Source organism: Metasolibacillus sp. (assembly GCF_025291715.1).
In the GTDB taxonomy this organism is placed as follows: Bacteria; Bacillota; Bacilli; order Bacillales_A; family Planococcaceae; genus Metasolibacillus; species Metasolibacillus louembei.
The window spans coordinates 67,932-91,125 of sequence record NZ_JAMBIZ010000005.1 but is presented as its reverse complement, the minus strand read 5'-3'; the positions used below and the strand labels follow the sequence as shown (position 1 = coordinate 91,125).

Genomic DNA, 23,194 nt, shown 5'->3' with positions numbered 1-23,194 from the left:
AGGTTTATACCTCCTGCTCTAGTTCAGGGAACATTTTTTCGGGCTTCATCATATTTTCCTTTGTAGAATGTGCGATATAAACAGCTCTTGCCTGCCCATTTTTCGCATAAACAATTTTATCATACTGCTTTAATAATGCATGCATTTCAAGCACTTGTCCATTAGAAATCTGCTTGTCATTCGTTTCATCGATTTCAATAAAAGGATAGTCCTTAAGCGCATGTTCAACAGGCAATATTTTATTCGCAATTTGCCCGTTATCCATTAACTCCTGCACCTCTGCTAATGTCAAGCAGTTTTCCTTTGTAAAAGAGCCTGAGGTTGTTCTCACAAGTGATTGCATATGTGCAGGGTAGCCAAGCACTTCTCCAATTTGCACAGCAAGTGTGCGAATATAGGTGCCTTTGCTACATGCTGTACGTATAGCAAATTGTACTTGCTCCCCTTCGAATACATCAGCATCGTCTAATAATGTTAAGTCATAAATTGTGATTTGTCGTGTTGGACGCTCTACCGTTTGTCCTGCGCGTGCATACTCATACAGCTTTTTGCCATTTACCTTGACAGCAGAATACATAGGGGGCGTTTGTGTAATCGTGCCTGTTAGCTGTTCTAAAGCTGCTAAAATCTCTGTGCGGTTAAACGACTTATATGCTGTATTTTGCTCAACCGTTTCCCCTTCTGCATCTTCTGTTGTCGTAGCACGCCCAATGCTAATAATTGCTTCATAGGTTTTGCCTGCATCGGTAATATATTCTGCAATTCTAGTTGCCTGTCCAATACAAATTGGCAAGACACCTTCTACATTAGGATCTAACGTACCTGTATGACCTACTTTTTTTGTTTTTAAAATTTTGCGTAGCTTAAATACACAGTCATGGCTCGTCATACCACGTTCTTTCCATAATGGCAAAATCCCGTTCATCGCCAATTCCTCCCTAAAAGTACAAATAGCTGCCTGAAAAGTCATGCCTTCGCATGGTTTTCAGACAGCTTTTCCCACAATTTTATTTATCTTCATGTAATGAGCGCAGTAATGCGTCGATTTTATTACCATATTCGACAGAAGAGTCGAATTCAAATAAAATTTCTGGTGTACGGCGCAAGCGGATGCGTGAGCCGATTTCAGAACGTATAAAGCCTGATGCTTTTTCTAATGCTTTTAACGTTTCTTCTCTTTCACGTTCATTACCCAATGATGAAATATATACAGTTGCCTGTTGTAAATCCCCTGTTACAGCAACATCCGTTACTGTAACAAAGCCTACACGTGGGTCTTTAATTTTACGTCCTAAAATTTCGCCAAGCTCCTTTTTCATTTGCTCAGCAATTCGGTTTGATCGTAGAGACATAACAGTCACCACCTTAACAAATTTCCTTTATCTATAAATACTCACGGAACATTTCAAGTCGTTCCCATTCAGGGTTTGATTCTAAATAATGTAACGCGTGCGTAATTTCACGCTCAGCCGCCTCTTTAGAGGAAGCGACTGCGACGAGGGCAAGGCGCGTACGCTGCCAGACGTTTTGATGATCGATTTCTGCAACAGATACATTAAACTTTTGCTTCGTTCGTGTCACCATTCGTTGCAGTACCGCACGCTTTTCCTTTAATGAATGAGCAGTATGAATCATGAATTCAACCTCTGCATAAACAATCATTATGCGCGTTTAACCTCTTCCATTACGAAGGCTTCGATAATATCGCCCTCTTTAATGTCATTGAAGTTTTTAATTGTGATACCGCACTCATAGCCTTTTGCTACTTCTTTCGCATCATCTTTGAAGCGCTTTAACGAGTCTAACTCACCTTCAAAAATAACGATGCCTTCACGAATCACACGTACGCCTGCGTCACGCACCATTTTACCTTCAATTACGTATGAACCTGCAATTGTACCAACCTTCGATACGCGAATTGTTTGACGAACTTCCGCTTGCCCCACAACTTTTTCTTCAAATTCTGGGTCAAGCATCCCTTTCATCGCTTGCTCAATTTCTTCGATTACTTTATAAATAATACGGTGTAGACGGATATCTACGCCTTCTTCTTCTGCTGCACGCTTCGCATTGACATCAGGGCGAACGTTGAAGCCAATCACGATTGCATTTGAAGCTGCTGCCAATGTAATATCTGACTCTGTAATAGCGCCAGCACCCGTATGGATAATTTTTACGTTAACGCCTTCTACATCAATTTTCATTAATGAAGCAGCCATCGCTTCAACTGTACCTTGTACGTCAGCTTTGACGATTAAGTTCAATTCTTTCATTTCGCCTTGGCTCATTTGCTCAAACAAGTTGTCTAACGTTACACGCTGTTTTTCAGAGCGTTGTGCTTGAATTGCTGTCATTGCACGAGATTCACCAACAGAACGTGCTGTTTTTTCATCTTCGAATACAACGAAGCGGTCACCTGCTTGTGGTACATCATTTAAACCTGTAATTTCAACAGGTGTCGATGGGCCTGCATCTTTTACACGACGCCCTAAATCATTAACCATTGCACGCACACGACCATATGCGTGACCTACTACGATTGGGTCACCTACACGCAATGTACCATCTTGTACTAATAATGTCGCAACAGAGCCACGACCTTTATCCAATTGTGCTTCAATCACTGTACCGATAGCTGAACGTGCTGGGCTTGCTTTTAACTCGCCAACTTCTGAAACAAGCAGAATCATTTCTAATAGTTGGTCAATTCCCTCACCTTTAAGTGCAGAGATTGGTACGAAAATTGTATCGCCACCCCAATCTTCAGGTACTAAGCCATGCTCTGTTAATTCTTGCATAACACGGTCAGGGTTTGCAGATAGTTTATCCATTTTATTAATTGCTACGATAATTGGTACTTCTGCCGCTTTCGCATGGTTAATTGCTTCCACTGTTTGAGGCATTACACCATCATCTGCTGCAACAACGATAATCGCTAGGTCCGTTACTTTTGCACCACGTGCACGCATTGTTGTAAACGCAGCATGTCCTGGTGTATCAAGGAACGTAATTTTCTTGCCATCTACTTCTACTTGGTATGCCCCAATATGCTGTGTAATACCACCAGCTTCTCCATCCGTTACTTTCGTATTACGAATCGAGTCTAGCAATGATGTTTTACCATGGTCAACGTGACCCATAATTGTCACAACTGGTGGACGCTCGCGTAATTCTTTTTCGCTCACTTCTTGTTCGAAATGTGTTTCAAGGTCTGTAATATCTATGCGAATTTCTTCCTCTACTTCTACACCGTAGTCAGCACAAATCAGCTCAATCGCATCTTTGTCTAACTCTTGGTTAATTGTTGCCATAACGCCTAGCATAAATAATTTTTTAATCAATTCAGATGGCTCACGATGCAATTTTTTTGCTAGCTCTGCCACTGATAATGATTCATAAAATGTAATTTTTTCTGGCAATTCCTTTTGTACTGTTTGTACAGGTGGTTGGTACCCTCTATTTGGACGACGTTTACCACCGTGAATACCTGGCTTTTTACGCTGTTGGTTAAAGCCACCTTGGTTATTTTTATTACCGCCGCTTTTACCGCGACTATTTTGATTGTTATTTTGTGTCATATTTCTATTTTGGCTACCTTTTGTATTAGATTTGTCACTCTGTGACGTTTTATTTTGTTCTACATTCGGAGCTTTATCCGCTTTTTTCATTGGCTGCTGCTTGGATTGTGAACGTGCATCTCTTTGCACTTGTTGCGATGCGCCTGCATTTTTAGCAACTGGCTTTGCAGGTGTTGCTTTTTTCGGTTCTGCTACTTGCTGAAAGACAGAATCAAGCTTCGTAATCGTCCCAGCATTAAGCATTGACATATGATTTTTCACTTCTACATCAAGCTTTGTGAGCTGCTCCATTACTTCTTTACTCGTTTTATTTACCTTTTTCGCATATTCATGAACTCTAATTTTGCTCATCTGCTCACCCCCGATTAATTTTCGTTGAGTAGACTAGACATTTTTTTCGCAAACCCACGATCGGTTATAGCTAATGCTACACGTGCTTCCTTTCCTGTAGCATGTCCTAGATCATAGCGATCTCCTAAAACATAAAACTCAACGTTGTAATACGTACATTTATCTTTAATTTTTTTCGCTGTGTTAGCAGAAGCATCGCCTGCAAGAAGAACTAATTTTGCTCCCCCCGTACGCACTTCCTTCACAACTAGCTCTTCTCCAGAAACAACTTTTCTTGCCCTTGCAGCAAGTCCTAATAATTGCAGTATTGCACTGTTCGTCATAAAATAGACTCCCTGCGAATAAGCTTCAATAGCTCCTCGTATATTTCTTCTGGAATCGCTACTTCAAGTTGTCTTCCTAAGCTGTTTTTTTTACGTGCCTCTTCAACAGCCTTTTCCGATTTTGAAACATAAGCTCCACGTCCCGACTTTTTCCCTGTAATATCAACAGATACTTCGCCCTCTTTCGAACGTACAACACGAATCATTTCTTTTTTCGGATACATTTCACCTGTTGCTACACATTTGCGTAAGGGCACTTTTTTTTGTACAGCCATCCCGTGTTCACCTTCCTTACAAAATGCTGCTGACTCACAGCACCTTGCAGGAAAGGCTATGAGTAGCTAGCTGATTTGCTGACTATTCTTCATCATCTTGATATAAATCATATTCGATATCATCATATGCAGCAGTATTATTATTTTGTGGAATAAATGTGCTCGTTTCAGAAGGATAAATTCCTAATTCACGTGCATCTGTTTCACTTTTAATATCGATTTTCCAGCCTGTTAATTTAGCTGCAAGACGCGCATTTTGACCACGCTTACCAATCGCTAATGACAGCTGATAATCTGGTACAACAACCGTTGTCGATTTTTCTTCCTCATTCACTTGTACATCTAATACCTTTGATGGGCTTAACGCATTTGCAACAAATACGATTGGATCTTCAGACCATTCCACGATATCGATTTTTTCACCATTCAATTCATTGACGATTGTTTGGACACGTGCCCCCTTCGCTCCTACGCATGAACCCACTGGATCTACCTCAGGATTATGTGCATGAACAGAAATTTTCGAACGGTCACCTGCTTCACGTGCAATCGATTTAATTTCAACAGTACCATCAAAAATTTCCGGTACTTCCATTTCAAATAAACGGCGCAATAGACCTGGGTGTGTACGTGATACAATTACCTGTGGACCACGTGTTGTACGCTCTACTTTCGTAATATAAACGCGAATACGTGATTGCGGTTTATATACCTCACCTTGAATTTGCTCATTTACTGGTAATGCAGCTTCCACTTTACCTAATGATACGTAAATATTACGTGCATCTTGACGTTCAATCGTCCCAACAACGATGTCATCTTCACGATCAACATACTCTTCGTAAATTAAACCGCGTTCTGCTTCGCGCACACGCTGTGTTACAACTTGCTTCGCTGTTTGTGCTGCAATACGCCCAAAGTTGCGTGGTGTGACTTCTTGCTCTAATACATCGCCGATTTCATATGCAGGATTAATCATTTTTGCATCTTCTACTGCGATTTCTAAACGATCATCTTCTACTTCCTCTACTACATCTTTACGAGAGTATACAAGCATCGTGCCTTTTTCTAAATTTAAATCTACTCGTACATTTTGCGCTTGGTTAAAATTACGTTTATACGCTGTTACTAATGCTGCCTCAATGGCTTCGATTAACACTTCTCTTGAAATACCCTTTTGCTCTTCAAGGGCTGTTAAAGCATCTAGTAAATCACTACTCATTTTCTGTTCACTCCTAAATTTGCTTATCTGAAAAGTCAATCGCAAGTCGTGCCTGCGCTACTTTTTCTTTATCGATTTGTACATTGATTTTGCGTGTCTTAATGCGAACTTCCATTTCTAAACCTTGTTCAGTATATGCTGTTAAATAACCATGAAATTCTTTCATATCCTTCACTGGCTCATATGTTTTCACATAAATATATTTGCCAATTGATTTTACAAAATCTTCTTCTTTTTTTAATGGGCGTTCTGCACCTGGTGAAGATACTTCTAAATAATAATTTTGCTCGATTGGATCCTTTTCATCCAAAATGATGCTTAAACGTTCACTTACTTGGGCACATTGATCGATATCAATTCCACCTTGTGGCGTATCTACATAAACACGTAGAAAATAGTTGCGACCTTCTTTCACAAATTCAACATCTACTAATTCAAGGTTTAATTCAGCAACAACAGGCATTGCGAGCGCTTCAATCGTTGAAGTAACTTTGCTCATCATATCCCCCTCATATCATATTCTTACTTTATTATTTGTTTTGCCGTTAAATGTATAAAACAAACTTGAAATGCTCTTTTCATGGAACGTCCCAAAAACCGTAATTGCCTTCGAACAGCCTTTTACTTACTTCAGCCAAAGCTTCCGCTGCACTGTTCATATACTTCAACAGTTAAGAGCAATTTTCTAACAGGGCAATATTTTCAAAAAAAGCGGATAGCTGTCTAAAAACAAGCTTTTTAGACGGTCTTGTCATTTCCGATTTGTTGTAAAACAACAGAAAAGAGCGGGAGAAACCCACTCTTTTGCTGCAAACCTTCAACAAATTGTTACACTAACAATAGCATACCTAGGCTACAATTGCAAATGTAGCAACTTGCCATTAAAACAATGATAGCTGATTAGCATCAGGAAGTCCTTCTAAGCAACCTAGCTGATCCATGTATTCAATCAATGTTTTAGAAACCCGACCACGTCGCTGTAAATCCTCCTTCGATAAAAATTCGCCATCTGCACGCGCTGCAACGATTTGCTTTGCTACGTTCGTTCCTAGACCTGGAATTGCATCAAATGGTGGAATCAATGCATTGCCATCAATGATAAACTCACTTGCCGTTGAACGATAAAGGTCAACCGATTTAAAATGCATGCCACGCTCACACATTTCAAGTGCAATTTCTAGCACTGTCATCAAGTTCTTTTCTTTCGGGCTGGCATCTAAGCCTTTCATATTAATTTCATCAATTTTTGTACGAATAACAGCAGGACCTTGCTTCATCGCAATTAAATCGAAATCATCTGCACGTACCGTAAAATATGCCGCATAATATAAAATGGGATGATGTACTTTAAACCACGCGATACGCACAGCCATTAATACATAAGCCGCTGCATGGGCTTTAGGGAACATGTACTTAATTTTTTTACAAGAGTCAATATACCATTCTGGTACCTTATTTTTGCGCATTTCCTCTTCCATTTCATCCGTTAAACCTTTCCCTTTACGTACGGACTCCATAATTTTAAAGGCGAATGCTGGCTCTAACCCTTGGTAAATTAAATACACCATAATATCATCACGACAGCCAATTACTTCTGATAATACACATGTACCACCTTTAATAAGCTCCTGCGCATTACCTAGCCATACATCCGTTCCATGTGATAAACCTGAGATTTGCACAAGCTCACTAAATGTTGATGGCTTTGTTTCCTCTAACATTTGACGTACAAAGCGTGTACCAAACTCAGGAATACCAAGCGTTCCTGTTTTTGTACCAATTTGCTCTGTCGTTACACCAAGCGATTCCGTTGTGCTAAAAATTTTCATTACTTCTGGATCATCTGTCGGAATCGTTTTTGGGTCAATACCCGATAAATCTTGCAACATACGAATTACGGTTGGATCATCGTGTCCAAGTATATCAAGCTTCAAAATATTGTCATGAATCGAATGGAAGTCAAAGTGTGTCGTTTTCCATTCTGCATCTTGCGCATCTGCTGGATACTGTACAGGTGAGAAATCATAAATATCCATATAATCTGGTACTACAATAATTCCCCCTGGATGCTGTCCTGTTGTTCGTTTAACTCCTGTACAGCCTTGCACAAGTCGATCAACTTCGGCGCCTCGGAATGTCAAATTATGATCATTCGCATAGCCCTTTACATAGCCATATGCTGTTTTCTCAGCTACAGTACCAATTGTTCCAGCGCGGAACACGTAATCATCACCAAATAGCACTTTTGTATAGTTATGTGCTTGTGGTTGGTATTCACCAGAGAAGTATGACGATAGGTAAGCCTTTGAAGTTATCGCCAGCTTTTCCCCCGTCCCACACCGTGCATGAGGCTTTCACACTCACACGGCGTTCCATCGTTAGTTTTGTTGAATGTTATAGACTAAGCTTTGGATTTCCTATTTCCGTTCTTAGTCCGTTTAATTTGTTAACTGCTTTTGCTTCGAATTTACTTAATAACTTTTGATAATCTTTATTCCTTAAAGGGTCTGAATTGTGAATGAGCATATGATACTTTCTATTGATAATAATCAAATTATCGTATTCATCTGTACCACCTTGTGCTGTTGGTTTTATATGATGACATAGTGCCTGATGAGGTGTTAATCTCTCACCCGTAATTCCACAGCAGCCTTTTTGTGCTACATATTTGCTCAATCGGTTATTCTCATACAGAATACTTTTTGATTTATATATTCCTTTACGAAACATTTCGATCTCTCGAGTGGGCACTTGTTTTAAATCTCTATGAATTACTTTCCTATCAGCTTCATTGTAAATTGTGAATTCAGGCTTTCGCTGTCCTCGTATATCATGTCGAACAGCTTCAATAGGATATACCAGCAATCCATTGCTTTTGAAACGTGGATAATTGTAATCTCCGTAAAATTTATCAATCACTCCGTTTGTTTCTTTTGTTTTCACAAAGATATTTCTTATCATGAGTGATTTAATATTTGGATGAATGTTGTGCCTTATCTCATTAAAATCCTGAGCAATCCGAGTTGCAATCTTATAATAGTTTTGCAGCCCTAAAATATTCGCATTAAAATTCATCACTTTTTGTGGAGTAGGACTTTTTCTTAGTTTTACTAGCTGATGCCTTATAACGCCTTGTACCTTTTCTTTTGCTCTTGGGTCCATCTTAGAATTGACGATGTATCCTGTTTTCGCATTGCCTTTTTGTACCGCTCTAAAGCGAACTCCTAAAAAGTCTGTACCATTCTTACGCAAATTTGTGATTTTACTTTTTTCTTCACTAATTTCTAGCCCTAATCGTTCTTTTAACCATTTTTCAACAGCTATTTTAATCTTTCGAGCATTTTCATATGAGTTCGTGAATATTTTAAAATCATCTGCGTATCGAACTAGATACATTGGTTTTAATCTTGTCTTTTTAAGTGCGTCCGTTTTATTGCGTTTTAGCTTATAAGGTACTCGTGTCGGTTTCGTTTCCCATTGATTTGAAATCCACCAATCCAACTCGTTTAATACTACATTGGCAAGTAGCGGAGATAAAATTCCTCCTTGGGGTGTTCCTTTCATTGGTACTCCTTCACCTGTAATTTCAGCTTTCAGCATCTTTTTGATGATTACTAATACCTTTTTATCCCTAATACCAATCGTCCATAATTGTCTCATTAGCTTTTTATGATTTACATTATCGAAGAAACCTTTAATATCGATATCAACGACAAAGTGTTGATGACTATGATTCACCATATGATAGCATCTTGCGAGTGCATCATGTGTGCTTCGTTTCGGTCTAAAGCCATAACTTTGCGGATGAAATTTCGCCTCTGTAATCGGTTCTAATACTTGCAAAAACATTTGCTGTATTAATCTATCCTCAATAGTTGGGATACCAAGAGGTCGCATCTTTCCATTCGGTTTTGGTATGAATAACCTTCTTACTGCATGTGGTGAATGATTTTCCAGTCTTCTTCGAACAAGCTTGATTAGTTTATCAGCATTCATTTTGTTTAAATGTTTAATTGTGTGTCCATTAGTACCTTTCGTTTTACTACCTGCATTACTTTTAAGGTTACGAAAGGCGAGCATGATATTTTCTTCGGAAATAATCACATCATAAAGGTCTGTAAAATAACGACCACTTTTACTTTCGTTATAAAGATCATCAAAGGTTGTTTGCAATCCAAAATACTCATTGTTTCTTAACTTTTGAATCATTAAGTCAGTCAACTAATCACTCCCTTTGAGCTTTCGTTCTCTTTAGTCATACTAGAATCTGACTTGTGTAGGTTTGTTTTCAACACTAACGACTTGTGCCCTTCCCTCAGAAATGTTTTTTCCTCCGACCTATTTGTTATTCAGTCATCACTGGCATTTCATCATTGGTACTACGGCACTACTGCCACTCCGTTAAAACGAGTTATAGCTTAAATGCCTTTCCTCGTACCATCGTCATCGACATGCAACTGTCTCTTACGTTAGGAGCTTCACACGTTCCACTATTTCTATCTGTACATCTTTCCTTAGGTTCCCCCTAAATTCCGCTAGGCTTGCATGTGCCTGTAACACATGATGGATTTTCATAACCAAACGCTTACTCATCCATACCTAGAAGTCCTGCTTGGACCCCGCAGCATTTCTACAGCGTGACATTCACGAAAAGTCAGTCGAGGGTTCGTCCCAGTCATTCTACTGATTCTAACCATAGAAAGTTTATAGACGCCAGACCTATCATTCACAAGATTTCTCTCTTTCCACAGCCGAACTGTTTGGGTGAACTTCAGCCTACTTTAACGAGCTTCATACAAGTTTCAGTTTTGCAGTCCTCCGCTTGCATGTCGTAGCTTCAGCGAGTATGTTTCAGGGCGTTACTCCATCATTCCATACTTCGAAATAGCAGTTCTACCAATAATGGTGGCTAGTCTTTTCAACTAGCAACGTGTCGCACTTAAGTCTATGTCAGGTACCTTGTCTCCCTTGAACCCAAGGAAGGTTTCGAATGGGATATCTTGCCCATCTTTTTTATATGGTGTGCCACATTTTATACAATCTTTATTCGGTAAGTCAAAGCCTGATGCAACGGAGCCGTCTGCGATAAACTCTGAGTGCTTACAGCTTGGACAAATATAATGTGGTGGTAATGGGTTCACTTCGGTAATTTCCATAAAAGTGGCAACTAACGATGAACCTACCGAACCACGCGAACCTACTAAATAGCCGTCTGCTAACGATTTTTTTACGAGCTTAGCAGAAATTAAATAAATAACCCCAAAGCCATGCCCTAAAATCGATTTTAATTCTTTATCAATACGGGCTTGTACAATTTCAGGCAGCTCTTCACCATAAATGCTATGTGCCATTTCATATGTTAAATTCGTTACTTCATCATCTGAACCTTCAATTTTAGGTGTGTATAAATCATCTTTGATCGGTTTGACATCACCCACCATATTAGCGATTAATTGCGTATTTGTAACAACAATTTCCTCCGCTAAATCAGGGCCTAAAAAATCGAATTCTGCTAGCATTTCATCTGTCGTTCTAAAATGAACCTTTGGCAATGGGTAACGATTTAAAGGATTCGCCCCACCCATCGAGCCAATTAGAATTTGTCGGAACTTCCCATCAGTTTCATCTAAATAATGAACATTGCCTGTTGCAGCGACTGGAATATTCAGTTTTTTCCCAAGCTTCACAAGCCTGCGAATAATATCCTCTAAGTTCCATTCATCATGAATTGTTCCTCGTGCAATCAATTGTGAATACACAGGCTTTGGCTGCACCTCAATATAATCATAAAATTTTGCGACACGCTCTGCTTCCTCAGGTGTTTTATTCATAATCGTTTCAAAAAGCTCGCCATTGGAACAGCCTGAGCCAATAATTAAACCTTCGCGATATTTTTGCACATCGCTCTTTTTCAGGCGCGGTACTCGATAAAACGTTTCTGTATGCGCAATCGATACGAGCTTAAATAAATTTTTCAAGCCGATTTCATTTGTCGCTAAAATCGTACAATGTGAAGGTCTTGCTTGCTTATAGCTATCATCTCCACCAACGAAGCGATTAAAATCATCATGATATTTGATGCCTTTATCATGTGCCTCCTTTAATAAATGAAGCATCAGCTCACCTGTTGCCTCAGTATCATAAATCGCTCGGTGATGTTGTGTTAGCTCTACACCGTAGCGTTTACAAAGCGTATTCAAACGGTGATTTTTCAATGTTGGATTAAGCATACGCGATAACTCTAATGTATCGATAACTGGATGCTTATCAGTGCTTATACCGTATTTTTGGTAGGCAACATATAAGAACCCGATATCGAATGAAGCATTATGTGCAACGACGATGCTATCGCCAATGAATTCGTGAAACTCCCGCACTACTTCTTCCACTTCTGGTGCATCCCTTAACATATCATCTGTAATATGTGTTAAATCGATAATATTCGCTGTTAATGGCTTATGTGGATTAGCAAATCGCTCAAATTTACCAATTACTTGTCCATTTTGAATTTTGACAGCAGCAAGCTCAATAATTGTGTCATAAACAGTAGATAAACCTGTTGTTTCTACGTCAAAAACAACAAATGTCGCATCTTCTAAATTAATATGCTGCTCCTCATAGGCAATGGATGCAGCAGAGTCAACTAAATTTGCCTCTAAGCCATAAATTACTTTAATGCCATGCTTTTTCCCAGCAGCATAAGCATCTGGGAATGCCTGAACTCCTGCATGGTCTGTCACAGCAATTGCTGGATGCCCCCATTTTGCTGCTTGTCCAATCAAGCGGTCAACGGGTGTTACAGCATCCATTTGGCTCATCGGTGTATGCATATGCAGCTCAACACGCTTGTGTCCTTCTTCAGCTAAATCTTTTCGTGTCTCTTTTTTAATTTCCACAATATCGCGTGCCATCACGACTAAATCGCGTACAAATGTATCCATTTGCACAGAGCCGCGCACTTTTACCCACATGCCCTTGGATAGCTGTGCCATTAATTCAGCATCGCTATCATCACGTGAGAACATTTTTACTAAAATCGAATCCGTGTAATCCGTCATTTTAAATTCTAATAAAGAACGACCGCTTTTTAATACTTTAATTTCCGTCATGAACACGAAGCCTTCCAAGACGATAGAGCGCTCTTCCTCAAGCACCGAACGAATTTCAGCTGTTTCGCTATCTTTAATTTGTGCCCCGAGCTGGAATGGACGATTGCTTGCAACAGCTTGCGGTGAATCAGCTTTATCTTTTTCACGTTTTGCAAAATCTTCAAGTGCTTGCTGTGCTAGCATTGTCTCTTCCTGTCTACGCTGCTCTAAAAATGCCTCATGTGCCTGCTTCATTTCATCTGTTTGCTCAACTAATTGGAATTCAAGCGGGATATGGGGAAAGCCAAATTGCTGATAGCTTTTGGAAAGCTTGTCAGTATATTTTGATTTTAATGACATTTGCTCAATTTCATGCATCGTTGTTGCAATCAATTTATGCCCTGTCCATTGAGGCTTTTGCTCCATTAATTGATTTTTTAATGGCGGTGACATATCCTCTAGCTGCCGTATCATCGGTAGCCAATAATCTAGTACGAGCTCCTCTGTCACAATAGGTGCAGTCGTTTCAATGGTTAATGAGACATTAGCAATATGTGAAAACTTCTCTGTTAAACGTGCGATAAGTAGCTGATATACTTTATAAGGCAATATGTTTTGCAATTTAATAATAAAGCACCATACACGATTTTTTTTATGCACAGATAATCTTGTCAGCTCACCTTCTTCAAATAACGACATATAAATATCATCTGTTAATTCTAATTGCTGCAAGAGCATGAGAAATCTCGTTCTTGCCTCTTGTTGATTCGTCATCGTTCTCACCTTCCTCTAGCTAAAAATAGCATGGGGCGCCTGGAAAGACAAAATCTTTCCCGACACCCTCATCCTCTACATCTATTATTTACACTCTATTCGTTTGTGCGGAAAAATTCGCTTAAACGGTCAACTACTTCTTCCTTTGCCCATTCAAATGTTTCGCCTGTTTCACGCACTTTTACTTCTACAATACCTTCTGAAGCTTTTTTACCAATTGTAATTCGAATTGGTAACCCCATTAAATCTGCATCTGCAAATTTTACGCCTGGTCGCTCAGCGCGATCATCAAATAATACATCATAGCGGTATGATTTTAAAACGCTATAAAGCTCGTCCGCTAATTGGTTTTGTGCCTCATCCTTTAAGTTAACAGGCACTAAATGCACATCATATGGTGCAAGCTGTTTCGGCCATACAAAGCCGTTGTCATCTTGGAATTGCTCCGCGACAGCAGCAAGTATACGTGACACCCCAATACCATAGCAGCCCATAATAAATGGTTGCGCTTTGCCTTGCTCATCTAAAAACACAGCATTCAATTTAGCTGAATATGTTGTGCCAAGCTTGAAAATATGCCCAACTTCAATACCTTCAGCAAATTTGATTGTGCCATTACCATCTGGAGATGGATCACCTTCTTGAATGAAGCGAATATCTTCATAGCTATTAATGGCAAAATCGCGCTCTGGGTTCACATTGATATAGTGGAAGCCATCTTCGTTTGCTCCAGCAACGCCATTGCGAATCGATTTAATTGCATAATCTGCAATAACCTTCACTTCCACAGGAAGCTTCACTGGCCCAATTGAACCTGGAGAGCAGTTTAATAAATTTTTAATATCTGCTTCTTCTGCTAACTCCACAGATGACGCACCTAAAACATTTTTCAATTTAATGTCATTGATTTCATGATCGCCACGTGCTAGCACAACAACAAGCTCTCCATCTACATTAAACACTAATGATTTAATGCAGTTTGCTGCATCGACAGATAAGAAATTGCTAACATCGTCAATTGTTTTCACATCAGGTGTTGCTACTTTTTCTAGCTCTTTTTGTGCAGCATTGCTCGCTTGATAATCAACAATCACTTCTGCCATTTCGATGTTTGCAGCGTAATCAGAGGAATCAGAATAAGCAATGGTATCCTCACCAATTTTTGATAAGACCATAAACTCATGTGTACCTTTACCACCGATTGAACCTGCATCCGCAATGACTGCACGGAAATTCAAGCCAAGGCGCGTAAAAATATTAGAATATGCACGGTACATATCTTCATATGTTGCATCTAAGCTCTCTCTTGATGCATGGAATGAGTAAGCGTCTTTCATAATAAATTCGCGACCACGCAATAAACCAAAGCGTGGACGTTTTTCATCACGGAACTTTGTTTGAATTTGATAAAGTGTTAAGGGTAGCTTTTTATATGACTTAATTTCATCACGTACTAATGTCGTAATAACTTCCTCATGTGTTGGACCTAATGCAAAATCGCGCTCATGACGGTCTTTTAAGCGCATCAATTCTGGACCATATGCATCCCAGCGACCAGACTCTTGCCAAAGCTCTGCTGGCTGCAATGTCGGCATTAGTAGCTCTATTGAATTAATAGCCTCCATCTCTTCACGAATAATTTGCTCGATTTTTGTTAGTACACGCTTGGCTAATGGCAAATAGGAATAGACACCACTTGCATTTTGACGAATAAAGCCTGCACGTAACAATGCTTTATGTGATTGAACATCCGCATCTGCTGGTGTTTCTCGCAAAGTTGGAATAAATGTTAAACTCTGTTTCATGTATAGTTCCACCTCTAAACTGATTTTCTAATTCGCTTTATCTAAAAGAAGAATCTTTGTATGTCGTTCCATGTGACAACAATCATTAAAATCATTAGCAACACGATACCGACAAAATGTACAAGTCCCTCTTTTTGACGGTCTATCGGTTTGCCACGCACTGCTTCAAAGCCAAAGAATAATAAACGTCCACCATCAAGTGCTGGTAGTGGTAACAAGTTCATAATCCCTAAATTCATACTTAACGCCCCAGCCCAGAACAGTAAATTAAATATACCGTAAGATGTTGCTTCCTCCGTATATTTATAAATACCAACAGGACCGGACAGCTCATCAATGGATAACTGTGCTGTCACAAGTTTAATAACCGCTTTAAAAATCATTGTGGCCGTTTCATATGTTAGCTCTCCAGCGTAGGCAACAGCCTTTACTGGTGATTTCTCATAGGCACGTGCTGCATAAATACCGATTTGTCCAACCTTTTCACCTTTATCATTTTCTACAATTTTCGGTGTCAGCTCGAATGTTAGCTGTTCGCCTTTACGATCTACTACCATCACCATCGGTTGTCCCATTTTTTCTTGAATGGCCTGTGATAAATCTTCCCATGTTGAAATTTTATGACCATCAATCGCCGTTACTACATCATCTCGCTGTAGCCCAACAGCACTTGCTACACCATCGTCTGCAACTTGTGCGATTTTGGGCAGTGACTCATTTGTAGGCACACCTTGTAATAATCCCATTATTAAAAATAGAACAAACGCTAAAATAAAGTTGAATAACGGACCAGCAAAAATCGCCATCGAACGTTGACCAACTGTTTTCGCATTAAATGTACGATCATATGGGGCAATAATTGTTTCCTTGCCATTTTCAACAATAGACGCTGTGCGTGAAATATTATAGCGCACTAGATTTTCATCTTCATCATAGCCTTCAATCCAAAGCTCACGCTCTAAATCAGCACGTTCTACTTCCATAAATAAAATATTTGGATGCTGATTATTTTGATTTAAAATAATTTTTTCAACAGTGTTATCTTCATTCATTAATAGACCGACACGATAGCCTGGCTGTAATTCTACCGAATCCATATCATCGCCAGCCATACGAACATAACCACCGATAGGAAGAAGGCGTAATGTATAAACAGTTTCACCTTTCGTCATACCAAAAATTTTCGGCCCCATACCAATAGCGAATTCTCGTACCATAATTCCTGCACGCTTTGCGAATAGGAAGTGTCCTAGCTCATGGAAAAATACGAGTGAGCCAAAAATTACGATAAATGCAATAGCTGTTTGCATAATTTCCCACCTTCATATACTTTTTTCTTACTTGCTCAAACTTCTTTTATTTTACCATGTCCAATACAATTTTTCTCGTTTCATTGTCCACATGTAAAATCGTTTCTAAATCAGGGAGCAATATATTATGATGTGCATGCATCACACGTTCAATTAGCTCTTCAATTTGTAAAAACGTAATTTTTTCCTGTAAGAATAATGAAACAGCTGCTTCATTTGCCGCATTCATTGCTGTTAGCATCGTCCCACCTGCACGACCTGCTTCATAAGCAAGCTTTAATGCTTTAAAGCGCTCAAAGTCAACTTCTTTAAATGATAGTTGTCCAATTTGCGCTAAATTTAAAGCTTGTCCACCTTGCAGTGGCAAACGCTCTGGATAGCTAAGCGCGTATTGAATTGGCACACGCATGTCCGGTGTACCAAGCTGTGCAATGACGCTCGTATCATGATATTCCACTAATGAATGAATAATGCTTTCGCGGTGTAACAATACATCAATTTTATCATATGGCATATCGAACAATACATGTGCTTCAATCACTTCAAGCCCTTTATTCATCATTGTTGCCGAATCAATCGTAATTTTTGCTCCCATTGACCAATTTGGATGGTTTAGCGCATCTTTCACTGTTACATGCTGTAATTCTTCGCGGCTACGGTCACGGAAGGAGCCACCAGAAGCTGTTAAAATTAAACGTTCAATATTTTTCGGGTTTTCACCATTCATTGATTGGAATAACGCAGAGTGCTCACTATCGACAGGTAAAATAGGGGCGTTGTACTTGCGCGCCTCCGCCATTACTAAATGTCCTGCTGTAACGAGTGTTTCCTTATTGGCAATAGCGATTGTTTTACCCATACGAATCGCTGCTAAAGTCGACTCTAAGCCAACGCTTCCTAGTACAGCATTAACTAGCACCGTCGTTTCTGGATGTGTAGCTACTTCCACAAGCCCTTTTGCACCATATGTTACTTCGATATGTGGGTACTCCTGTTGCAGGCGGCTCGCATCCTCTGCGTCTTGCACAGATACAAGCTGTGGCTGCAAGTCTTGGATAATTTGTTTTGTTGCCTCAATATTGCGACCTGCTGATACAGCAACAAGCTGGAATTCCTCTTTTTGCGCCTTTAAAATATCAATTGTTTGTAAGCCAATAGAGCCTGTTGCTCCTAATAAACTAATTTTTTTCAACTTCTTTACTTCCTTTCAGTCACTGCGCTTAGCTAACGAAATGCAGCAAATTCAATAATGGTAAGACGAATAATAAGCTATCAAAACGGTCTAAAATACCGCCATGCCCTGGAAGAATAGTACCTGAATCCTTGACATCATAGTGACGCTTAATTGCAGATTCCACCAAATCTCCCATTTGCCCGAAAATCGAGCTAATAATGACGATGACAATTAGTAATGGCCACGATATAGTAAACGGCACAATAAGCTGCATAATCACTGCTGCAATGATGGCAACCGCAATTCCTCCTATAAAGCCCTCCACCGTTTTATTCGGCGATATTTCTGGCCACAGCTTATTTTTGCCAAAGCGACGACCGATAAAATAGGCACCTGAATCTGTTGTCCAAACGATTAATAATGCAAAAATAACGTATACTAAGCCCGCTTCACGCGTTTCAATGAAATAATAAAAGCCGATGCCAACATAGAGCGTGCTTAAAATAACAAATGCAACATCATCAAATGTAAAATGATTTTTGACAATAACGGAATAAACAAGCAATAAAATAACACCGATAATGAGTAATTCAAACTTCGTATAGCTTGTGACTTCCACTATTTTGATAGCATAGTTTTTTGGCAGTAAAATTGTAAACAATGTTAATGCGCCTAGTATGCCTGGTGCAGAAAAAATAGAAATACCCTTCATTTTTAAAATTTCATATAAGCCTACTGCTGCCATTGCATATACTAGTAAGGTAAATGGTAATTGTCCATATACGACGAAAGGAATAAATAACGCCGCTGCAATAACTGCTGTGATAATTCGTTGCTTCACTTCTGTTCTTCTCCTTTCAGCCCACCATACCGCCTATTTCGTTGCTGATATTGCTGAACTGCCTCTAATAAGCATTGCTCATCGAAATCCGGCCAAAGCGTATCCGTAAATAAAAATTCCGTGTAGGCTAATTGCCATAGCATGAAATTACTTAAACGTACTTCACCACTTGTACGAATTAATAAGTCCGGCTCTGGTAAATGTGCTGTCATTAAATGTGACGTAATATGCTCCTCTGACACTTCTTCAATCGCTAACCTACCTGCCGCTACTTCCTGCATAATATTTTGCATCGCAAGTACAATTTCCGCACGACTCCCGTAATTCATTGCAAAATTTAAAATTAAGCCCGTATTATGCTTTGTCGTATTCATCGCATGCTGTAAAGCTCTTTGTGTGTGGCCAGGTAAGCTTGCAAAATCACCAATCATTTGCACGCGAATATTACGTTCCATCAACTCTGGTAAAAAGGAATTTAAAAATTGCTCAGGAAGTCCCATTAAAAACTCAACTTCCGCTTTAGGACGCTTCCAGTTTTCCGTTGAAAATGCGTATAATGTCAAAATTTCAACACCTAAATCACAAGCATAGCGCGTAATTTTACGCACTGTCTTCATTCCTTCATGGTGTCCCGCAATTCTCGGCATTGACCGCTTCTTTGCCCATCTGCCATTGCCATCCATAATAATTGCAATATGCGAAGGAACTTCTGCATCAAGTAAGCTCTTGCTGTTATATTCGATTTCATTTTTATTTAATTTTTTTCCTAAAAGCTTTTTAAACATAGCCCATTCCCCCAACTACTTGCATATCGGACATATTTATCATATCAAAAAGAACTTTCCATGTCCTTTTATTTCTTATTATGAACAGCATTACAGTTAATTTTTTAGTTTTAATATGTAATTTCACCCTATAAATTATGGTGATAAGTTATTTTTTATGATAAAACCTCTTTTAATCAATTATCCCTTGGCATAATGGCCATTACTTATTTGGCATTCATCCCCGCAAGAGATTTTTACTTAATCAAGTAAAAAAGGCGCCCTGTTTGAAAGGACGCCTTAATTTAATTAAAGTTCTATCGTCATTATACAGATAAAATTTCTTGTTCTTTTTCTTTTGTTACATCATCGATTTTTGCGATAAACTCGTCCGTTAGCTTTTGAATGTCATCGCCATAGCCACGTAAGTCATCCTCTGTAATATCGCCGCTTTTTTCAAGCTTTTTCAAATCATCATTTGCATCACGACGCACATTACGCACAGCGATTTTTGCTTCTTCTGCCTCTTTTTTCACTTGCTTTACAAGCTCTTTACGACGCTCTTCTGTTAATGCAGGAATCGTTAAACGAATAACTGTTCCATCATTTGTTGGTGTAATACCAATATCAGATTTCATAATCGCTTTTTCAATTTCACCTAAAATTGATTTGTCGTAAGGTGCGATTACTAAAAGACGAGCTTCTGGAATTGATACACCTGCTAATTGATTAATTGGTGTTGGTGCACCGTAATAGTCTACAGAAACGCGGTCTAATAATGAAGCGTTCGCACGGCCAGCACGAATCGATGCTAGTTCACGTGAAAATGCACTTAAAGATTTTGTCATTTTTTCTTTTGCTTGTTCTAAAACTTGCTTTGCCATTATGAATTCCTCCTAACAACAGTTCCAATTTTTTCGCCAAGTACAGCGCGTTTAATATTTCCTTCTTCCATTAATGAGAATACTATTAATGGAATGTCGTTGTCCATACATAAAGTAGATGCTGTTGAATCCATTACTTGTAATCCTTGTTGAATCACGTCTAAGTATGTTAGTTCGTCATATTTTACCGCATCTGGGTTTGTTTTTGGGTCTGCTGAATACACACCATCCACATTGTTTTTCCCCATTAAAATTGCCTCTGCATCAATTTCAGCAGCACGTAATGCCGCAGTTGTATCTGTTGAGAAGAATGGGTTCCCTGTTCCTGCTGCAAAAATAACGACACGCTTTTTCTCAAGATGACGTACAGCTTTACGACGAATGTATGGCTCAGCAACTTGCGTCATCACAATGGACGATTGAACGCGTGTTTCAATGCCTAACTTTTCTAACGCATCTTGTAATGCTAACGAGTTCATCACCGTTGCTAGCATGCCCATATAGTCAGCAGCAGCACGGTCCATGCCCATTTCGCTACCTACTTTACCGCGCCAAATGTTTCCTCCGCCTACTACAACTGCCACTTCCACACCTAGGTCTACTACTTGCTTCACTTCAGCTGCAACATCTTTAATTATTTTTGGCGCTAATCCGAAGCCTGCTTCTCCTGCTAATGCTTCACCGCTTAGCTTAATTACTACACGTTTGTATTTTGGCACACTCATAGTAAACCTCCGTCACTTGTATATTATTGTAATTGAATTGAATTTTGCTTGAAAAATAGGGAACACGCTGGTGCTGTGCTCCCTAAATGTAATTCTCAAATTGAGATATAAGATTAGTTACCTTTAACTTGGTTCATTACTTCTTCAGCAAAGTTATCTTCGCGTTTTTCGATACCTTCACCAACAGCATAACGAGTGAATGCAGTTACGTTACCACCAGTTGATTTTACGAAATCGCGTACTTTTTGATCTGAGTTTTTAACGAAAGTTTGGTCAAGTAAGCAAACGTCTTCGAAGTATTTGCCAAGACGACCTTCTACCATTTTCGCTACGATATTTTCTGGTTTACCTTCGTTTAACGCTTGCTCAGTTAACACTTTGCGCTCACGTTCAACTTCGTCAGCAGAAACTTCGTCACGAGATACATAAGTTGGGTTGATTGCTGCGATATGCATTGCGATATCTTTTGCAGCAGCTGCATCTGTAGAGCCTTCTAACACTACTAATACACCGATGCGTCCGCCCATGTGTAAGTACGCACCAAATGCATCAGCATCTGTTTTTGTTTTTACTTCAAAGCGACGTAAAGAGATTTTTTCTCCAATTGTAGCTGTTGCTTGAGAAATTTGGTCAGCGATTTTCACGCCATCTTTTTCAAGTTCTAAAGCAGCTTCTACAGATGCTGGTTTAGCAGCTAATAATTGCTCAGCTAAGCTAGCAACTAATACTTGGAATTTTTCGTTTTTCGCAACGAAGTCTGTTTCAGCATTTACTTCTACAAGAATCGCTTCGTTACCTTGCTCTAAAATGTAAGTAGTACCTTCCGCAGCGATACGGTCAGCTTTTTTACCAGCAGCAGCTAAACCTTTTTCACGTAAAAAGTCGATTGCAGCTTCTAAGTTACCGTCTGTTTCTACTAACGCTTTTTTACAGTCCATCATACCAGCGCCAGTTTTTTCACGTAATTCTTTAACTAATTGTGCAGTGATTGCCATTTTTAGTGGGCCTCCTTGAAATTATATATAATTAATATTGTACTCTCAAAAAAAGGTGATAAGAGGGATCAGCCACTTATCACCATTGTGTAAAAGGGAATTACTCAGCAGCTACTGCTTCTTCTTCAACAGCTGGAGCTTCTGATTCACCTTGTTTAGACTCGATTAGCGCGTCAGCCATTTTTGCAGTTAATAATTTAACAGCACGAATAGCGTCATCGTTAGCAGGGATTACGTAGTCGATTTCATCTGGATCACAGTTTGTATCAACAATACCTACTAGAGGGATGTTTAATTTACGAGCTTCCGCAACAGCGATACGCTCTTTGCGTGGGTCTACTACAAACATTACGTCTGGAATAGCTGTCATATCACGGATACCGCCTAAGAATTTCACTAGACGCTCATGCTCTTTTTTAAGTTGAATAACTTCTTTTTTAGGAAGAACCGCAAAAATTCCTTCTTCTTCCATTTTTTCGATTTCTTTCATACGTGCAACACGTTTTTGAATTGTACCGAAGTTTGTTAAAGTACCACCTAACCAACGTTGGTTGATGTAGTAGTTACCTGAACGCTCAGCTTCTTCTTTAATCGCTTCTTGCGCTTGTTTTTTAGTACCAACGAAAAGAACTTTACCACCATCTTCGCCAACTTGACGCATGAAGTCATAAGCCTCTTCTAATTTTTTAACTGTTTTTTGTAAATCGATGATGTAGATACCGTTACGCTCAACGAAGATATATTTCTTCATTTTTGGGTTCCAACGGCGTGTTTGGTGACCGAAATGTACACCAGCTTCAAGTAATTGTTTCATTGAAATTACTGACATGTTTAGTTCCTCCTAATTGTTTGGTTTTTTTCCTCCGCATTTATCATTTGCAACAAGCAACCCTATAAAATAGAGCACCACTTACTACATCAAAATACGTGTGTATTGTTAACACCGCTATATAATATATCATGTATTTTTCTATATGACAAGTATTTTGGTAAATGCTTCGTTTTCTCCCACGATTCCTCTTCAAAACCCGAGGTAAAATACTTTTCTGAAGCTATATAAAAAAACAGAGAGGGAAGCTGTTGAA

At 39.3% G+C, this 23,194-nt stretch carries 18 protein-coding genes and 2 pseudogenes; all 20 read right to left on the bottom strand.

Annotated features, from left to right (window positions below; genetic code table 11):
• Nucleotides 1-4: 4 nt before the first annotated feature.
• A complete protein-coding gene (gene truB, locus M3Z76_RS05335) occupies nt 5-925 on the bottom strand; it encodes a tRNA pseudouridine(55) synthase TruB (RefSeq protein ID WP_293921285.1) in 921 nt (306 codons plus the stop codon).
• A gap of 82 nt (nt 926-1,007) precedes the next feature.
• Complete coding sequence (gene rbfA / locus M3Z76_RS05330; protein WP_293921286.1) at nt 1,008-1,352, bottom strand: 30S ribosome-binding factor RbfA; 345 nt, start codon at nt 1,350-1,352, stop codon at nt 1,008-1,010.
• Nucleotides 1,353-1,383: 31 nt separating this feature from the next.
• On the bottom strand, nt 1,384-1,662 hold the full coding sequence (locus M3Z76_RS05325; RefSeq protein ID WP_293921287.1) for a DUF503 domain-containing protein: 279 nt from the start codon (nt 1,660-1,662) through the stop codon (nt 1,384-1,386).
• Nucleotides 1,662-3,929: a translation initiation factor IF-2 gene (gene infB, locus M3Z76_RS05320; protein ID WP_293921288.1), complete on the bottom strand. Its 2,268-nt coding sequence runs from the start codon at nt 3,927-3,929 to the stop codon at nt 1,662-1,664. Before infB ends, M3Z76_RS05325 begins: the two co-directional genes overlap by 1 nt.
• Before the next feature lie 14 nt (nt 3,930-3,943).
• The gene (locus M3Z76_RS05315; protein ID WP_293921289.1) at nt 3,944-4,252 is read right to left on the bottom strand and encodes a YlxQ family RNA-binding protein; all 309 of its coding nucleotides are present in this window, start codon (nt 4,250-4,252) and stop codon (nt 3,944-3,946) included.
• Nucleotides 4,249-4,527 (bottom strand): RNase P modulator RnpM, encoded by a 279-nt coding sequence (gene rnpM / locus M3Z76_RS05310; RefSeq protein WP_293921290.1) that lies wholly within the window; start codon nt 4,525-4,527, stop codon nt 4,249-4,251. The genes M3Z76_RS05315 and rnpM overlap by 4 nt, the downstream gene beginning before the upstream one ends.
• An 82-nt stretch (nt 4,528-4,609) precedes the next feature.
• Nucleotides 4,610-5,749: a transcription termination factor NusA gene (gene nusA / locus M3Z76_RS05305; protein ID WP_293921292.1), complete on the bottom strand. Its 1,140-nt coding sequence runs from the start codon at nt 5,747-5,749 to the stop codon at nt 4,610-4,612.
• Between the two features lie 13 nt (nt 5,750-5,762).
• A complete protein-coding gene (gene rimP, locus M3Z76_RS05300) occupies nt 5,763-6,248 on the bottom strand; it encodes a ribosome maturation factor RimP (protein WP_293921383.1) in 486 nt (161 codons plus the stop codon).
• Nucleotides 6,249-6,630: 382 nt separating this feature from the next.
• Nucleotides 6,631-8,034, bottom strand: a pseudogene (locus M3Z76_RS05295) (PolC-type DNA polymerase III); the annotation flags it as partial.
• Between the two features lie 109 nt (nt 8,035-8,143).
• Entirely contained in the window at nt 8,144-9,970 is a 1,827-nt protein-coding gene (ltrA, locus tag M3Z76_RS05290; RefSeq protein WP_293921294.1) for a group II intron reverse transcriptase/maturase, read from the bottom strand.
• Nucleotides 9,971-10,686: 716 nt separating this feature from the next.
• A pseudogene (locus M3Z76_RS05285) lies at nt 10,687-13,611 on the bottom strand (PolC-type DNA polymerase III); the annotation flags it as partial.
• A gap of 95 nt (nt 13,612-13,706) precedes the next feature.
• Nucleotides 13,707-15,416 carry a proline--tRNA ligase gene (locus M3Z76_RS05280; RefSeq protein ID WP_293921295.1) on the bottom strand — a complete coding sequence of 570 codons (1,710 nt, stop codon included), beginning with the start codon at nt 15,414-15,416 and terminating at the stop codon, nt 13,707-13,709.
• Nucleotides 15,417-15,457: 41 nt separating this feature from the next.
• Nucleotides 15,458-16,726: an RIP metalloprotease RseP gene (rseP, locus tag M3Z76_RS05275; protein ID WP_293921296.1), complete on the bottom strand. Its 1,269-nt coding sequence runs from the start codon at nt 16,724-16,726 to the stop codon at nt 15,458-15,460.
• 46 nt (nt 16,727-16,772) lie between these two features.
• On the bottom strand, nt 16,773-17,918 hold the full coding sequence (locus M3Z76_RS05270; protein ID WP_293921297.1) for a 1-deoxy-D-xylulose-5-phosphate reductoisomerase: 1,146 nt from the start codon (nt 17,916-17,918) through the stop codon (nt 16,773-16,775).
• Nucleotides 17,919-17,946: 28 nt separating this feature from the next.
• Nucleotides 17,947-18,741 (bottom strand): phosphatidate cytidylyltransferase, encoded by a 795-nt coding sequence (locus M3Z76_RS05265; protein ID WP_293921298.1) that lies wholly within the window; start codon nt 18,739-18,741, stop codon nt 17,947-17,949.
• On the bottom strand, nt 18,738-19,526 hold the full coding sequence (locus M3Z76_RS05260) for an undecaprenyl pyrophosphate synthase (protein ID WP_293921299.1): 789 nt from the start codon (nt 19,524-19,526) through the stop codon (nt 18,738-18,740). The genes M3Z76_RS05265 and M3Z76_RS05260 overlap by 4 nt, the downstream gene beginning before the upstream one ends.
• 305 nt (nt 19,527-19,831) lie before the next feature.
• A complete protein-coding gene (frr, locus tag M3Z76_RS05255) occupies nt 19,832-20,389 on the bottom strand; it encodes a ribosome recycling factor (protein ID WP_293921300.1) in 558 nt (185 codons plus the stop codon).
• Nucleotides 20,389-21,114 (bottom strand): UMP kinase, encoded by a 726-nt coding sequence (pyrH, locus tag M3Z76_RS05250; protein WP_293921301.1) that lies wholly within the window; start codon nt 21,112-21,114, stop codon nt 20,389-20,391. Before pyrH ends, frr begins: the two co-directional genes overlap by 1 nt.
• Before the next feature lie 113 nt (nt 21,115-21,227).
• Complete coding sequence (gene tsf / locus M3Z76_RS05245; RefSeq protein ID WP_293921302.1) at nt 21,228-22,109, bottom strand: translation elongation factor Ts; 882 nt, start codon at nt 22,107-22,109, stop codon at nt 21,228-21,230.
• Nucleotides 22,110-22,209: 100 nt separating this feature from the next.
• Nucleotides 22,210-22,938, bottom strand: a complete 729-nt coding sequence (gene rpsB, locus M3Z76_RS05240; protein WP_293921303.1) for a 30S ribosomal protein S2 — start codon at nt 22,936-22,938, stop codon at nt 22,210-22,212.
• Nucleotides 22,939-23,194: the final 256 nt, after the last annotated feature.

Coding starts and splice junctions, on each gene's coding strand:
- truB (WP_293921285.1), bottom strand. CDS start 925: ATGAACGGGATTTTGCCATTATGGAAAGAACGTGGTATGACGAGCCAT.
- rbfA (WP_293921286.1), bottom strand. CDS start 1,352: ATGTCTCTACGATCAAACCGAATTGCTGAGCAAATGAAAAAGGAGCTT.
- M3Z76_RS05325 (WP_293921287.1), bottom strand. CDS start 1,662: ATGATTGTTTATGCAGAGGTTGAATTCATGATTCATACTGCTCATTCA.
- infB (WP_293921288.1), bottom strand. CDS start 3,929: ATGAGCAAAATTAGAGTTCATGAATATGCGAAAAAGGTAAATAAAACG.
- M3Z76_RS05315 (WP_293921289.1), bottom strand. CDS start 4,252: ATGACGAACAGTGCAATACTGCAATTATTAGGACTTGCTGCAAGGGCA.
- rnpM (WP_293921290.1), bottom strand. CDS start 4,527: ATGGCTGTACAAAAAAAAGTGCCCTTACGCAAATGTGTAGCAACAGGT.
- nusA (WP_293921292.1), bottom strand. CDS start 5,749: ATGAGTAGTGATTTACTAGATGCTTTAACAGCCCTTGAAGAGCAAAAG.
- rimP (WP_293921383.1), bottom strand. CDS start 6,248: ATGAGCAAAGTTACTTCAACGATTGAAGCGCTCGCAATGCCTGTTGTT.
- M3Z76_RS05280 (WP_293921295.1), bottom strand. CDS start 15,416: ATGAAACAGAGTTTAACATTTATTCCAACTTTGCGAGAAACACCAGCA.
- rseP (WP_293921296.1), bottom strand. CDS start 16,726: ATGCAAACAGCTATTGCATTTATCGTAATTTTTGGCTCACTCGTATTT.
- M3Z76_RS05260 (WP_293921299.1), bottom strand. CDS start 19,526: ATGTTTAAAAAGCTTTTAGGAAAAAAATTAAATAAAAATGAAATCGAA.
- frr (WP_293921300.1), bottom strand. CDS start 20,389: ATGGCAAAGCAAGTTTTAGAACAAGCAAAAGAAAAAATGACAAAATCT.
- pyrH (WP_293921301.1), bottom strand. CDS start 21,114: ATGAGTGTGCCAAAATACAAACGTGTAGTAATTAAGCTAAGCGGTGAA.
- tsf (WP_293921302.1), bottom strand. CDS start 22,109: ATGGCAATCACTGCACAATTAGTTAAAGAATTACGTGAAAAAACTGGC.
- rpsB (WP_293921303.1), bottom strand. CDS start 22,938: ATGTCAGTAATTTCAATGAAACAATTACTTGAAGCTGGTGTACATTTC.